The sequence below is a fragment of the Natronoglycomyces albus genome (assembly GCF_016925535.1).
GTDB lineage: Bacteria > Actinomycetota > Actinomycetes > Mycobacteriales > Micromonosporaceae > Natronoglycomyces > Natronoglycomyces albus.
Genome location: NZ_CP070496.1, coordinates 2,628,390 through 2,641,863 on the forward strand (window position 1 = coordinate 2,628,390; position 13,474 = coordinate 2,641,863).

The 13,474-nt window shown below is 61.7% G+C and carries 11 protein-coding genes; 5 read left to right on the forward strand and 6 right to left on the reverse strand.

Features of this window, described 5'->3' with window-relative positions; genetic code table 11:
• Positions 1-38 precede the first annotated feature (38 nt).
• The 4 genes from JQS30_RS11190 to JQS30_RS11205 all read right to left on the reverse strand — a co-directional run bounded on the left by JQS30_RS11190 (position 39) and on the right by JQS30_RS11205 (position 2,055).
• Positions 39-794 (reverse strand): ABC transporter permease, encoded by a 756-nt coding sequence (locus JQS30_RS11190; RefSeq protein WP_213170354.1) that lies wholly within the window; start codon positions 792-794, stop codon positions 39-41.
• Entirely contained in the window at positions 791-1,510 is a 720-nt protein-coding gene (locus JQS30_RS11195) for an ABC transporter ATP-binding protein (protein WP_213170355.1), read from the reverse strand. Before JQS30_RS11195 ends, JQS30_RS11190 begins: the two co-directional genes overlap by 4 nt.
• Complete coding sequence (locus JQS30_RS11200) at positions 1,507-1,707, reverse strand: hypothetical protein (RefSeq protein ID WP_213170356.1); 201 nt, start codon at positions 1,705-1,707, stop codon at positions 1,507-1,509. The genes JQS30_RS11195 and JQS30_RS11200 overlap by 4 nt, the downstream gene beginning before the upstream one ends.
• Positions 1,708-1,794: 87 nt before the next feature.
• Positions 1,795-2,055 (reverse strand): hypothetical protein, encoded by a 261-nt coding sequence (locus tag JQS30_RS11205; protein ID WP_213170357.1) that lies wholly within the window; start codon positions 2,053-2,055, stop codon positions 1,795-1,797.
• Between the two features lie 517 nt (positions 2,056-2,572).
• Between JQS30_RS11205 and JQS30_RS11210 the strand changes: the two genes are divergently transcribed.
• The 4 genes from JQS30_RS11210 to JQS30_RS11225 all read left to right on the forward strand — a co-directional run bounded on the left by JQS30_RS11210 (position 2,573) and on the right by JQS30_RS11225 (position 9,915).
• A complete protein-coding gene (locus JQS30_RS11210) occupies positions 2,573-4,429 on the forward strand; it encodes a glycoside hydrolase family 3 protein (protein ID WP_213170358.1) in 1,857 nt (618 codons plus the stop codon).
• A gap of 331 nt (positions 4,430-4,760) precedes the next feature.
• Positions 4,761-6,044, forward strand: coding sequence for an exo-beta-N-acetylmuramidase NamZ family protein (locus JQS30_RS11215; RefSeq protein ID WP_213170359.1), 1,284 nt, complete (start codon positions 4,761-4,763; stop codon positions 6,042-6,044).
• Positions 6,045-6,302: 258 nt separating this feature from the next.
• Complete coding sequence (locus JQS30_RS11220; RefSeq protein ID WP_213170360.1) at positions 6,303-8,108, forward strand: serine hydrolase domain-containing protein; 1,806 nt, start codon at positions 6,303-6,305, stop codon at positions 8,106-8,108.
• Positions 8,109-9,267: 1,159 nt separating this feature from the next.
• The gene (locus JQS30_RS11225; RefSeq protein WP_213170361.1) at positions 9,268-9,915 is read left to right on the forward strand and encodes a peptidoglycan recognition protein family protein; all 648 of its coding nucleotides are present in this window, start codon (positions 9,268-9,270) and stop codon (positions 9,913-9,915) included.
• A 239-nt stretch (positions 9,916-10,154) separates the two neighbouring features.
• Here the strand turns inward: JQS30_RS11225 and JQS30_RS11230 are convergent, their stop codons facing one another.
• Positions 10,155-11,045, reverse strand: coding sequence for a MurR/RpiR family transcriptional regulator (locus tag JQS30_RS11230; protein ID WP_213170362.1), 891 nt, complete (start codon positions 11,043-11,045; stop codon positions 10,155-10,157).
• Positions 11,046-11,325: 280 nt separating this feature from the next.
• Here JQS30_RS11230 and murQ point away from each other — a divergent pair, with 280 nt between their 5' ends.
• Complete coding sequence (gene murQ / locus JQS30_RS11235) at positions 11,326-12,258, forward strand: N-acetylmuramic acid 6-phosphate etherase (RefSeq protein WP_246497883.1); 933 nt, start codon at positions 11,326-11,328, stop codon at positions 12,256-12,258.
• Between the two features lie 190 nt (positions 12,259-12,448).
• On the opposite strand, the gene JQS30_RS11240 is transcribed toward murQ, so the two are convergent.
• Positions 12,449-13,426 carry an N-acetylglucosamine kinase gene (locus JQS30_RS11240; RefSeq protein ID WP_213170364.1) on the reverse strand — a complete coding sequence of 326 codons (978 nt, stop codon included), beginning with the start codon at positions 13,424-13,426 and terminating at the stop codon, positions 12,449-12,451.
• Between the last annotated feature and the right edge of the window lie 48 nt (positions 13,427-13,474).

Genomic DNA, 13,474 nt, shown 5'->3' on the forward strand with positions numbered 1-13,474 from the left:
CGGTTCCGAAGTGTCACCCATCTGCCTGGACGCGACCCTTAGCGTTCCGGGGAAAGTAGGTCCGATCGGGCCAGGAAGAGCCCGGCGAGGGCGCTGCCGATGACGGCCCAGCCCAGGGCGGCCCCACTCGCCATCAACAGGGACATGTCGTCCAGGCGCAACCATCCGACCTGGTAGGTCACGGGGTTAAACGAGGCGATCACCCGCAGATAGGTCGGGGCCGATTCCAGGGGGTAGAACAGCGGCGCGGCCAGCACGGCTGGCATCGAGATGATCGTGACGAGGAAGTTGCGGCGGGCATAGGACTGAACCTTGGTGCCGATCGCGGTGCCGACGCCGACCCAGCCGATGACGATGAGGCTGCCGATGCCCACCACCCGCAGGAAGTCGATCCCGCCCAGGGCGTTGCCACCGATGAGCCAGTACAGGCCGAAGAGGATGAGAATCTGGGCCAGGAAGAGGCCGCAGGCGATGATGGCGATGCTGAGCAGGTAGCCGATGGTGGAGCCACCTTGCATCGAGAAGATGGCGTAGACACCCCACTTGCGGTCGTTGGCCACATCGGACAGTGTCGCGGTCACGGCGCGGAAGGCCACGAGACAAGCGATGCCGAGCATGGCGAAGCTGAGGTAGGCCTGGAAGGAGTCTTCGCTGTCTGAGCCGACGAATCCGGCGACCCCAGCTGCGAGGAAGACGAAGAACACTACCGGCTCGATCAGACGGCCCAGGTAGGCGTGCCGCCAATTCCACAGCGAGAACCAGTGGTACTTGACCAGTGAAAGGGTACGGATCACGCGGTGCCTCCGCCGGTACTGAGGTCGACGTGGACCTTGTAGGCGTCCCACAGGTCGTCTGAGGCGGGGACGACGTTCATGAACGTATCGATGTCGGCGTCGGCGATAATACGCCCTTCGTTCATGGCGATCGCCCGGGTGCAGTAGCCGAGGAACCGGGACGTCTCGTGGGTGCTGACAATCGCGGTGGCACCTGCGGCGGTGCGCCGACTCAGGTATTCCATGACGCGCTTGATCGCGTCAGGGTCTAGGCCGGTGGTCGGCTCGTCTAGGATCAGCAGCTGCGGGTCACCGGCGATAGCACGGGCGATCTGGGTGCGTTGCAGTTCGCCACCGGAGAGCAGCTCCACTTCGCGATCGATGTATCGCTCCAAGCCCATGAGTTCAGTGATGGAGGCGACCGTGTCGCGTTCGACGCGCAGGCGCTTGCTGCGTAGTTCAAGCGCCATGGAGATGTTCTGGCGCACGGTCAACGACCAGTCCACGACGGTGCGCTGTGGGCACCAGCCTAGTTCGTGGGTGAGGACGTCCCTGGTGACAGTGCCGGAGTCAGCCGAGATTAGCCCGGCGAGGATGTCGAACAGGGTTGACTTCCCGGCCCCGTTGTGGCCCACGAGGGCGACGAGTTCACCCTCGCCGACGGAGAGGTTGATGCTATCGACGGCCTTGCGGGAGGCTCCTTTATATGTCTTGCTGACATTCTCGACTTTGATCACGTCACCGACTCCTTGCTGATCAGGTCCGCCGCTTCGCTGGGCGTGCTGGTTGGGCGAAGGTGGACGTGAATTAGTGACTCGGGCAGATGCGCGCGCACCTGGTCGATGTCCGCGCCCGTGTACCAAGAGGAGCAGCCCGTAGGTGCCGTGTCGGTATGGGCGGAGTCGGTCGCGTCGCGGGTGAGGTTGATGATCACGTTGATGAAGGTGCTTTCGCTGTTGGGGCGGCCCAGTATGTCCTGCGGCGTCGCGAGGACGACCAGTCCGGTGTCGGGGTTGACCGTCTACCGGGTGCGGATGCGTTCAAAAAGATCCACCCGAGACGTCAGCGACCGGCGGCGGAATCCCAGCGGGCTGTTATAGGGCTGCGCCATTCCCCGTTTTGCGTCCAGGATGACCATGCTAGCGCTGACCGAATCCCAACCACGTTTACACAGTGGGACGTAAGCGGAAATGAAGAGCGCACTGTCGGGAGTCTCGGTGGACTCCGCTTCGTCGACTTCTGCTTCATTGACAATGAGGATTATGCAAAAGTGCGAATTCAAGGCCGCAGGAGGCGAAGTTTACGCGGGTAAACGAGCCGACGAGAACGCTGAAAGTGCCTTTTGCATAGGCCTCAATGATTTCTTGGGCTTCGGGTGCTGTCATTGCAGCCTGCTATTCGAAGGGGTAATGAGGTGCCCTCTGATGGGTGTTTCAGAGGAAAAAGGGGGTTGGCACCGAGAAAATACCGCGTCAATGCATTCTTTTTCGCCGCCAGAGGCTTCGCTTTGCGAACTTACTCTGCCAAATGTGCACCCTTTTGGGCACCCGGCACAGGGCCCGAGGCGGGCATACCTCACCGCACCGTCGCGAATCGGCGAAGTGTCCGGAGCCCGGGTGCGATCGCGTCCGGGATATTACGGTCAGACGGGAGGTCGCAACTACCCGTGTTCGCTTGGTCGCAGCACCAAATGAGCTTACGAAAAAAATCTCCATTTGCTTGACCTCTTATGAAGATTTCTGTCATGATCACGATCAGGGGCCCTCCCATCCCTACGGCTCCCCAGACTGGAGTGAAGAATGAGCTTCGGCAATCCCCTGAGCAGTAAATCCCGTCGGTGGCGGTTCGCCCTAGCCGCCACGATGACGGGCGCTCTCCTGGCCACCACCACGGTGGCCGCCTCCGCTTCGGCGCAGCCGGGCCCGCCAGAGAACCCCGGCAAAGGTAGCGGAATCGTTGATGAGATCAAGCGCAAGATCTATGTGAAAAAGACGCTGCGATCGATGACCTTGGAAGAGAAGGTCGGGCAGCTATTCATGCCTTATGTTTATGGGCAGACTTCCGACACCACCAACCCGGCCGATGTGGCGGCCAACCAAGCTCTCCACGGAGTCGACAACGGGGATGAGCTCATGGAGGTCTATAACCCCGGTGGCATCATCTACTTCGCCTGGTCGAACAATGTGGACAACCCCAACCAGATCGCTGGCCTCTCCAACGGCCTGCAAATGGCGGCGACCAACACCGGTCCAGAAGTGCCACTGTTGATCTCGACCGACCAAGAACACGGCCGTGTCGCTCGGGTTACCGACCCGGCCACGCAGTTCCCCGGCGCGATGGCACTTGGCGCGACTCACGACCCGCAGGCGGCCTACTCCGCCGCCGATATCGCGGGCCTCGAACTCGGGGCGGTGGGTATCAATCAGAACTTCGCCCCCGTCGCCGACGTCAACGTCAACCCCAACAACCCGGTCATTGGCATCCGGTCCTTCTCCTCGGACCCGCACTTGACCGCTGACATGGTCAGCGCCCAGGTCACCGGTTACCAGGAAGGCAGCGGAGGCATCGCCGCAGCCGCCAAACACTTCCCCGGCCACGGCAACACCGACGTCGACAGCCACTACGCGCTCCCGGTCATCCCCCACACCTACGAGGAATGGCAGCAATACGACGCGCCACCATTCGAGGCCGCCATCGCCGATGGCATCGACGTCATCATGACCGCGCACATTCAATTCCCCGCCCTGGACGACTCCGGTCGCCCCGCCACGCTGTCGCAGCCGATCATGACCGACCTGCTGCGCGACCAGTTGGGTTTCGAGGGACTGATCATGTCCGACTCGCTAGCCATGGAAGGCGTGCGGGAGGACTTCACCGATGAGGAAGTCCCGGTATACGCGCTTCAGGCCGGAGTGGACATGCTGCTCATGCCGCCGGACACGGAGTTGGCCTTCAACGCCGTGCTGGATGCGATCGCCGAAGGTGAACTCACCGAGTCACGCATTGACGAGTCTGTGAAGCGCGTTCTGTCTCTCAAACACAAGCGGGGCATCGTCGCTGATCCGTTCGTCGATGAGGACGCCGTCGATGACATCGTCGGTATCCCCTCTCACCGCGAGCTAGCCGCAGACCTGTCGGCACAAACCACGACGCTGGTGCAAAACGACGGAACCCTCCCACTGGACGCCGCAGCCGGTCTCACCACCCTAGTGACCGGAAACGGCGCGTCGGCGGTGGAGAGTATCGCCCAGCAGCTAGGTGACCGTGGCTACGACGCTACGTCGCTTCACACCGGGACCGCCCCGGGTCAAGAGGACATCGACGCCGCCGTCGCCGCTGCGGCGGAATCCGATTTGGTCGTCCTCACCACCACTGGGGTCAACGAAAATTCTGGCCAGCTGCCTCTCATCGAGGCCTTGTTGGCCAGTGACACCCCCGTTGTGGCCATTGGGACTGGAACTCCATACGACATCGCGCACTATCCACAGGTGGAGGCCTACGTCGCCACCTATGGCACGACCGGTGACTCCCTTACCTCGCTGGTCCAGGTGCTGTTCAACGAAAGCCCCCCGATCGGGGCACTGCCGGTGACAATCCCTGTCGCCGACGATGAGGACACCGCCCTGTTCGAGATCGGACACGGCCTGGGCTACTAGCCATGCCATCCCGGGGCGCGGATACGCCCCGGGATGGTCTCCTCATCATCAACACAACTTAAATCGCTGGAGAGCGGCACATAGACGGGCTCGCGGCCGCAAGAGGCGGGTACCACGCAAGTGGTTCTCCCTAACGAGAACTGCCCCGCAGGCCCCACCATGAGCCCTCTCCAGGTTCTCCTGAGGGTGGCCTCGGGGCCCGAGGACGCATCTGACCGGGGTCTAAATGGCGCAGATGCCCATGATGTTCAACAGGGTAGACATCAAAGGGACGTCCCCCGGGCTCCGAGACCACCCTCCCTTTGAGCCCACAGAGAGTGAAGGACACGCAATGAAGCGCAGGAAAATATTCGGTACCGCCGCCCTTGCGGCGGGTACCGCCGTCGGCGCGACCGTGGCGGCCAGCCCAGGCCACGCCCGTCGCGGACCCCGGGCCGTCAAACCCGGCATCGAGATGCTGGCGGATACCAATTTCAAAACGCTTAAGGGCCAAGCAGTCGGGGTTATCTCCAACCCGACCGGGATTTTCCCGGACCTGCGCCACGAAGTCGACGTCATGCATGACAGCGGCGACGTCAACATCGTTGCCGTGTTCGGTCCCGAGCACGGTTTCCGCGGTACCTCTCAGGCGGGGGATGGCGAGGACTTCTTCTACGACCCGAAGACCGGTCTGCCGGTGTATAACGCCTACAACGACGCCGACACGATGGCCCAGCAGTTCGTCGACGCTGGGGTGGAGACCGTCGTGTTCGACATCCAAGACGTTGGCTCGCGCTTTTACACCTACATCTGGACGATGTACCGAGCCATGGAGGCCGCTGCGGAGCTGGGACTGCGCTTTGTCGTGCTCGACCGCCCCAACCCCATCAGCGCCCAAGAGGCCTACGGCCCGGTTCTGCACGAGCAGCATGCCACGTTCGTCGGTCTCAAACCGATCTCACAGCGCCACGGGATGACCGTTGGAGAGCTGGCCAAGCTCTTCAACGGCGAGTTTCTACCGGAGACTTCGGGCCCGGTGGATCTGACGGTCATCGAAATGCGGGGCTGGAAGCCCGACATGTACTTCGATGAGACCGGTTTGCCGTGGGTAGCCCCCTCCCCCAACATGCCCACGCTGGACACGGCGATTGCCTACCCGGGCACGTGCCTATTTGAGGCGACGGCGCTCTCGGAGGGTCGCGGCACGACTCAACCGTTTGAGTTGATCGGCGCGCCCGACATTGACCATGCGTGGGAAGAGGCGCTCAATGCCTCCCAATTGGAGGGCGTGCGATTCCGCGAGGCGTACTTCAATCCGTGGTTCTCCAAGTGGGCCAGGCAAGTGTGCGGCGGGGTCGAAGTCGACGTCACCGACCGCGATGCCTTCGACCCGATCCGGACCGGGCTGGCCATGATCATCGCCCAACAGCAGCTTTTCGACCAATATCAATGGCGTGACCAGGATGGCGGCGGCGCGTTTTGGCTCGACAAACTGACCGGAAACGACGGGATTCGACTCGCCATCGAGGACGGTGCCGATATCGACACCGTCACCTCGATTTGGGAGGACGATCTCGAGGCTTTCCGGCAGGTGCGTCGAGAGTACTTGATCTATAGACGTCGCGGTCGTCGCTAAATAACAGGTGGGTGGGCAGCTTTGACAGCTGCCCACCCACCTGGCTTTGGGGGCTTCTCGCCGCCACAGCCTCTTGTCGCACCCAGCTGTGATGACTGGCCACCACAGTTAGGCGAATTCGCTGTGCCCGACCGACCGCGATATGCGAGTGTGTACATCCGGGCATGGACATTGAAATATGAGCATATTCCGATCTAGGTGAGCGCGAAGCGTCGTACTCAGCGCCTAGGCCGGCCTTTGAGTCCATGAAGGAACATTATGAAACGCCGACAGATTCTCTCCTCGGCGGCCAGCGCCGCCGCCATTCCCGTTGTTCTCCACGCCACGGGTACGGCCTCCCACGCCGACCTCAGTGGCCCCACCGCAGAGGAAGAGGCGAAGCCCATGGCTGTGACGCCAGCGGGTCCGCCCACGGTGAGCCCCGACGACTTGGAGTTTTCCCCTGTGTCCCTTCGCTATGGTTCGGCCCGGCAAGCCGGTCTAATCGCCGAACACATCGACCGAATCGTGCCGGAGACCTCAGCCCATCTTGAAGGCCCGTCTCCGTCGTTTCCTGGCTTTGTGGTGCTGGCGGCCCGCAATGGTGTCATTGTCACGCACGAGGCTGTCGGCCATCAATTGCGCTACGAGAGCTGGGATGCGCAGAATCAGGAGGCCATCGAGCTGCCAGCCGATCAGTGGGAGCAGATGCGTCCAGACACCATCTTCGACTTGGCTTCGATTTCCAAGCTGTTCACCGAGGTCGTCGCCGGTCAGTTCCTAGACCAGGGTCTGCTTGAGCTGGATGCGCCGTTGATCGAGTACTTGCCGGAGTTCGATTCGCTTGATGCGGAGAAATCACCGATCACGATTCGCCAGCTATTGGCGCATACCTCGGGCATGATCGCCTTTATCAATTTGTATCGGTTGCCTGACAACGAGGCGCGCATGCGGGAAATATACGAATTTCCCTTGCAGTTCGAACCGGGCACCTCCTACACCTATTCGGACCTCAACCTCATTGTGTTGGCCAAAGCTTTGGAGCGTATCAGCGGCCAGGGGCTTGATGTCTTGGTGCGCGAGGGCATTACCGAGCCGCTGGGAATGACCGACACGGGTTACAACCCTTCTTCAGAGGTGTATGGTCGCACCGCCGCGACCGAGTATCAGCCGTGGATTCCCGAACGTGGTCTGGTGCGCGGTAGCGTTCACGATGAGAACGCCTGGTCTTTCGGTGGCGTCGCCGGCCATGCGGGTCTCTTCTCGACGGCCCGGGATCTAGCTACGTTTGGGCAGATGGTGCTCAATGGAGGTGAGTACGGAGGCGCGCGCATCCTCTCCGAGGAGACGACCCGCTTGATCTTCACCAATGACAATGCCGACCGCCCGCCATCGGCGGCGCGGGGGCTCGGCTGGCAGATCAACCAACCGTTCTATATGGACGCCATGACATCCCCGGTGACGGTGGGACATACCGGGTTTACTGGCACGTCGCTGGTTCTCGACCCGCTGTCGGGCTCGATGTTGATTTTGCTGTCCAACCGAGTTCACCCCACCCGCGAGCGGGGCACAGCGTCGGTCTATCGACGAGCGGCGGCCCGACCGATGAGCCGAGCGGTTCCAGTTCGGCCCACTCAGGGCTCATCGTGTTGGTTCTCCGGGCAGGAGGACGGGACCACTTCGACTCTGACGGTGCCCTTGTCGCAGCCGGTTTCGCAGGGGTCGCTGTCGTTCGACCTGTGGTACGACACCGAGCCGACCGACATCGGTCGATTGTTGGCCTCAGCGGACGGCCGTGAGTGGACTCCGGTGCCTTTCGAGGCGACGGTACGGGACCACCAGTGGAGCAGTGACGGCTCGTTCGCGGGATTTAGCGGCCGTCAGTGGGCCAGCGCGTCCGCGTCTCTGCCCGTTGGCACCACTCAGGTGCGATTTAGCTATGAGAGCGATCAGTTGTATCAGGGGCGCGGGATCTATGTCGACGCCATTGTGGCGAGGAACCGTCGTCGCCCCATCTTTATGAGCGCTCGCAGGGCGGACGCGGACAGTATGCGGCTTGAGGGCTGGAGCGAAAGCGGCGACTAGGTATGTGGAGGCTTATGCAAAAGTGCAAATTCAAGGCCGCAGGAGGCGAAGTTTACGCTGCTAAACGGGCCGACGAGAACGCCGAATGCGCCTTTTGCATAAGCCTCGCTTTAGGGTTTTGGGCTCTGGCTGGTAGTACATGTTCACTGGAGTCCAGTAGGTGTGAATGGGTGCGACTACGGCCAGGGGCGGAACCCATCTTTGCGCTTTGCCGAACAATTGGAGGCCACCCGCCATAAGCGGGTGGCCTTTTTGCGCCCGGGGCCGGCCGGTGATTGTGCGGAGCCGATAGCACCGCGGTGCGAATTTCTTCAACTCCACTGTGTTGCTACCCGATGCCACAAGATCCTGGTGCCGCAACGGAAATCAGTCCCACGGCGCCACGAATGGTCGCTGTGGTTTTCCAGATCGCTTGCGCGCCAAGCAGGGCATCGACATGGTTCGATTTGAAAAATTCCCAAATTGAAGCGTTTTCACAGGTTAATACGGTCAAACGGCGCGATGGACACAAGCGAAACATCGGTCACTTTCTGAGAAAAATCTTTTCAAGATCTTGAAATTGACTGGAGATTTTCGTCATACTAGGCGGTAGCGAGTGATCCTCCCCCGCTAGAGGACCTGAAGGCGCGTTGCCCCAAGGATATCGACAGTGGTGAATCCACTTGCTACCCCACATATGAATAGCCCTCCATCCTCCGAACCAGAAAAACTCGACAGTCCTCTCTTTCTCGCCATCGCCCGTCCCGCTATCGCACTAGCCATTGTGGCCTATTTATAGGCGACCGTGGTACCACGCATTCGCAGGCCGGTCTCGACGTCATGCCTGAGAAACCTAGCCTTCACTCGAACTTCTCTCCACGGTGATGCCGTCTAGGTCGTGAAAGGGACCAATTGAATACAGGGAGGCCTCTCTCGAGGCGTTGACTCAGCGTCGCGCAAAGACGTTCGCATACTGACGCGGCGAATCTGTGGTACCAAATTGAGAGGTTGCCTCCGGGTTCATCCCCCGGGACATTGCGGGAACTCGCTCTCACCCTTGAGCGGCCTGCTTCGCGGACCACCTACGGGCTGGCCTGATTCGAAAGTCCCCCGATTCCAGAACCGAGTGAACCCTTGTCGGTTCTGTCGTTCCCGAAAATGAGCATACGGAGAAAAGCACATGAGCAATAGCAAATTCAACCGCCGGGCGCTGCTGGCCGGCACTGCCAGCGTCGCCGGATTGGCTGCCCTTCCGGCTCTCCCGGCCAACGCCGATGTGTCCCAACAAGCGGTCTTCAACAGCGTCGCCCACTGGGGAGCCCGTTCACCCAACGGCACCCCCCGGGTCATCTGGTCGAGGCCCAACAAGATCATCATCCACCACACGGTGTACCCCAACACAACCGACTACTCGGTGGCGCAGGCCTACCGCCACGCGCGCCAAGTACAGAACCTACACATGAACAGTAATGGCTGGATCGACACCGGTTACAACTTCATCGTCAGCCGTGGTGGACACTGCACCGAGGGCCGCACAGGCAGCCTTCCGCGCATGGAGGCCGGAAGCGCCTTCATTCAAGGCGCCCACACGGCCGGGCAAAATGCCCAGTCCATCGGCATCGCCGCCGAGGGGTCCTACCACACCGGTGCCGCCATCCCAGGCAACCAGTGGGGAGCGATGGTCGTGGTGTGCGCCTACATCATGAACAAGTACAACATTCCCTCCTCGCAAATCTTCGGGCACCAGAACTACTCGGCGACCTCTTGCCCGGGTTCGTGGCAGCAGCGTCTGCCCCAGTTGCGAAGCGCGGTAAACAACGTTCGCTAGCGATAATGCCCACAAAGGATGATGAATTGAAGAACTCGGTCCCGCTTAGGAACCATCGCGCAAGGACTTCTGCTCGGCGATAAACCGAAGTCTGCCAAGCCCAGGCTCGGCTCACCGTCGCGCAAGTCCCCGCTTAGGTCCCGGGGCCGCTGCGGACAGCCCGTACGTTCTTCTCCAGAGGGCATGACAAGGCCCGGCAGCTTTATTGGCTGCCGGGCCTTGTCATGCCCGTATTCGACTCAGCGACGGCTGGGCCGCTGCCGGTCCGAAACCGCCGCCGCGGTAACGGCAAGGGCGTTGGTGCTCTTACGATGCCGCCTGGAGGCAAGCCCCACGAAGACACAGTCCACAACCATGAGTTGGGCGATGCGGCTGACGGTCGCACCCGACCGGAAGGTGGTTTCGCGCGCCGAGGTAGTGAGGACAAAGTCGGCCACTTCGGCCAACGGAGAGCGGCTGTGGTTGGTGATGGCCACCGTCGTGGCTGACGAATCGCGGGCCAGCTCAAGGAAGTCGACGGTCTCGGTGGTGGCTCCCGAATGCGAGATACCGATGGCGACGTCCTTGGCATTGAGAAGGGCGGTACCGGTGAGCGCGGCATGAATGTCAGGCCAAAACGACACGCCGCATCCGATGCGATGCAACTTCTGGGTTAGGTCGGCGGCGACGACCCCAGAGGCCCCGGCTCCGAACACATCGATGCGCTTGGCATAGAGCAGGGCGTCGACGACCCGTTCACATTCGTCGGCATCCAGCGCTTGGGTGGTGTCGGTGATGGCATGGGCGTCGGCGTAGGCCACTGTGGCGATGATGCGGGACATGTCGGCACCGGTGGGAATATCCCCACCGATGATTTCCCGGTCGGGGCCAGCTTCGGTGCTAATGATGGCCTGCGCGGCTCGCAACCGCAGTTCCCGGTGTCCAGCCAGCCCCAGAGAGCGGCAGAACCGCACCACGGTGGCCTCAGAGGCTCCGGCTTCGGCGGCGAGCTCTGTGATGGTGCGGGAAGCCGCGGCGGCAGGGTCGCGAATAATTGCCTGGGCCACCCGAGCTTCGGCTTTCGACAGCGAAGGCAGCAAAGACTTGATGAGTACCAGGAGGTTAGGGGTATCGGTGTGGCGCTCGGACATGTGAACACCGTACTGCAATCGCCTCGTGCGTGGGAGTTCCCCGCCGGGAATGGAGCAATGAGGCCCAGGTGAGGAGTCCGACTCCCCAAGCGCCATCTCAGAACACTCTGGGCGAAGAATTTGACATAAATCTTCGATGATCTTGTCATTTAAGAAAAATTTCTTCAGAAATTTTTTGCCCACAATTTGTGCATCTATCAGTAAAAACATCGCTCATGTCGTTCAGACCGCTAAGTCAGGGTGTCCCAAAAGAGGCGGTTTTCACGGTACCCTGGCAAGTGTGAGTGACATACGAAACGGCGCCTTGGACGACCAGTCGCTGGGCCAACTTCCCACAGAACAGGCCGATCCCCGCTTTGCGAACATCGATCGCCTGTCAACAGCCCAGCTCGCCCACGTAATGAACGAGGCCGACGCGACCGTCCCCGCCGCTGTGGCGGCGATCGTGCCCCAATTGGCCGAGGCAATCGACCGGATTGTCGAACGTATGTCCAAGGGCGGACGTTTGCATTATGTGGGAGCGGGGACCGCCGGACGCATGGCCGTCATCGACGCCGCTGAATGTCCCCCCACCTTTTCCACCTCACCCAGCCTGGTCAACGCGATCATGGCCGGTGGTGACGGTGCGCTGGTCGGGGCCGTCGAAGGTGCCGAAGACGACTTCGCGGCCGGTGAAGCCGCGATTGAGGCCGAGTCCGTCGGACCCAACGACACCGTCATTGGCATTGCGGCCTCCGGACGCACTCCGTTCGTCATCGCCGCAGTGGGCGAAGCCCGCCGCCGGGGAGCGCTCACCATCGGAATCTCGTGCAATCAGGACACAAAACTCTCGGCCGCGGCCGAACATCCGCTGGAAGTGTCGGTCGGCCCCGAAGTCGTCGCCGGTTCCACCCGCTTGAAGTCAGCCACCGCTCAAAAACTTATTCTCAACATGATCTCGACGATCACCATGGTCAAGCTCGGGCGCACTCACGGCAATTACATGGTCGACATGCAGGTGCTCAACTCAAAGCTGGAGACTCGGGCCGTGCGCATGATCACCGAGATCACCTCCGCGACCGCCCAGAGCGCTCACCTGGCGCTACAAGGGGCCGAAAACCGCATCAAGACCGCCATTGTCATGGTCGAGCACGGCGTGGACGCCGTAACCGCGGACAAGCGCCTCGACGCCGCAGGCGGCCGCTTGTCGAAGGCCTTGGCCGCCAACAACTGACGTCACCGCCTTGCGTGAGTACATTCGCCTGGCAACGGGCCTACCCTTGCGGCCCAGCCCAATCGCTGCCCAAAATTACCGGTGACACTCGTCTTCGCTAGCTAACCGGTCCGGGCGAAACCTCGACTCGATCGGGCCGCGATTAGCGCCGCCCCCGACTCACTGGTGGGCACTGGGCACTAAACGCGGCTTATGGCTGGGCCAAACCAACCACTCGGTGCAGCTTGCGTTGCCGATGCGCGTCGGGCTCGATGTGCTTCAAAGCCAACCACGCCGCCCCCGCCACCGGGTGCACTGCTTGGTACAGCGGCGAGGCGGGCAGCTCGCGCGACAAATGGCAGGTCAAACCGCTGGCAATCGGGGTGTTGTTGGTCAGAAGGCTTCCCGCCAGCGCCACGGGTTTGCCCGGCTGCGCCACGGCCTTCACCGTCGCCGCCAAGTGATTGACCGCTTCGTTGATGATCTCTTGGGCTGTCTCGTCATCGTCAGCGGCCGCTTCACACACGATGGGGGCCAGGCGGGCCAGGCTGCGGGGTGACTGGGCCATGCATTGGCCGATGAGGTGGGCCGCTGAGGGCGATGCCTGCACGGTTTCACCCATGAATGTGTCGATGACCTGCTCGACCATGGATCCGTTGGGGACGTGCCCGTCCAGGTAACGCAAGGTCGCGCGGACGGCTTGTTGCCCCAGCCAGAATCCAGATCCGAGGTCTCCTAGGAGCCATCCGTATCCGTCGGAGCGTTGGCCGGGTTCTCGGTCGTGGATGGCGAAGGCGGAGGCTCCGGTACCGGCGATGAGCACGGCACCATCGGTTTCGTCGGTGGCGGCGGCAAAGGCGATGGTGGAGTCACCGACCATCTCGACGTTGCAGGTGAGGTTGAGACGGGCTCGGATGAGGCGGCCGAGTTCTTCGTAGTCGGGGGCCGAGAGGGATTTGACGCCCGCGATTCCGGCGCAGACGGCTCGCAGCCGGGTGGTGTCGATGCCAGCGCAGGCCGATTCCAGCGCGGCGGCGATGTTTTGCACCGCGACGCGAAAGCCGACGCCGACGGGGTTGCTACCAGCGGCGTTGCCGGTTTTGAGCAGTGATCCCTCTCCATCCATCAGCCAGGCTCGAGTCGACGTTCCGCCTGCGTCGATCCCGACCACCAACTGTTCTGCGTGCATATTGGGTTCCCCAGGTAGATGATCACGAGTGTGTAAAAAATATTCTTA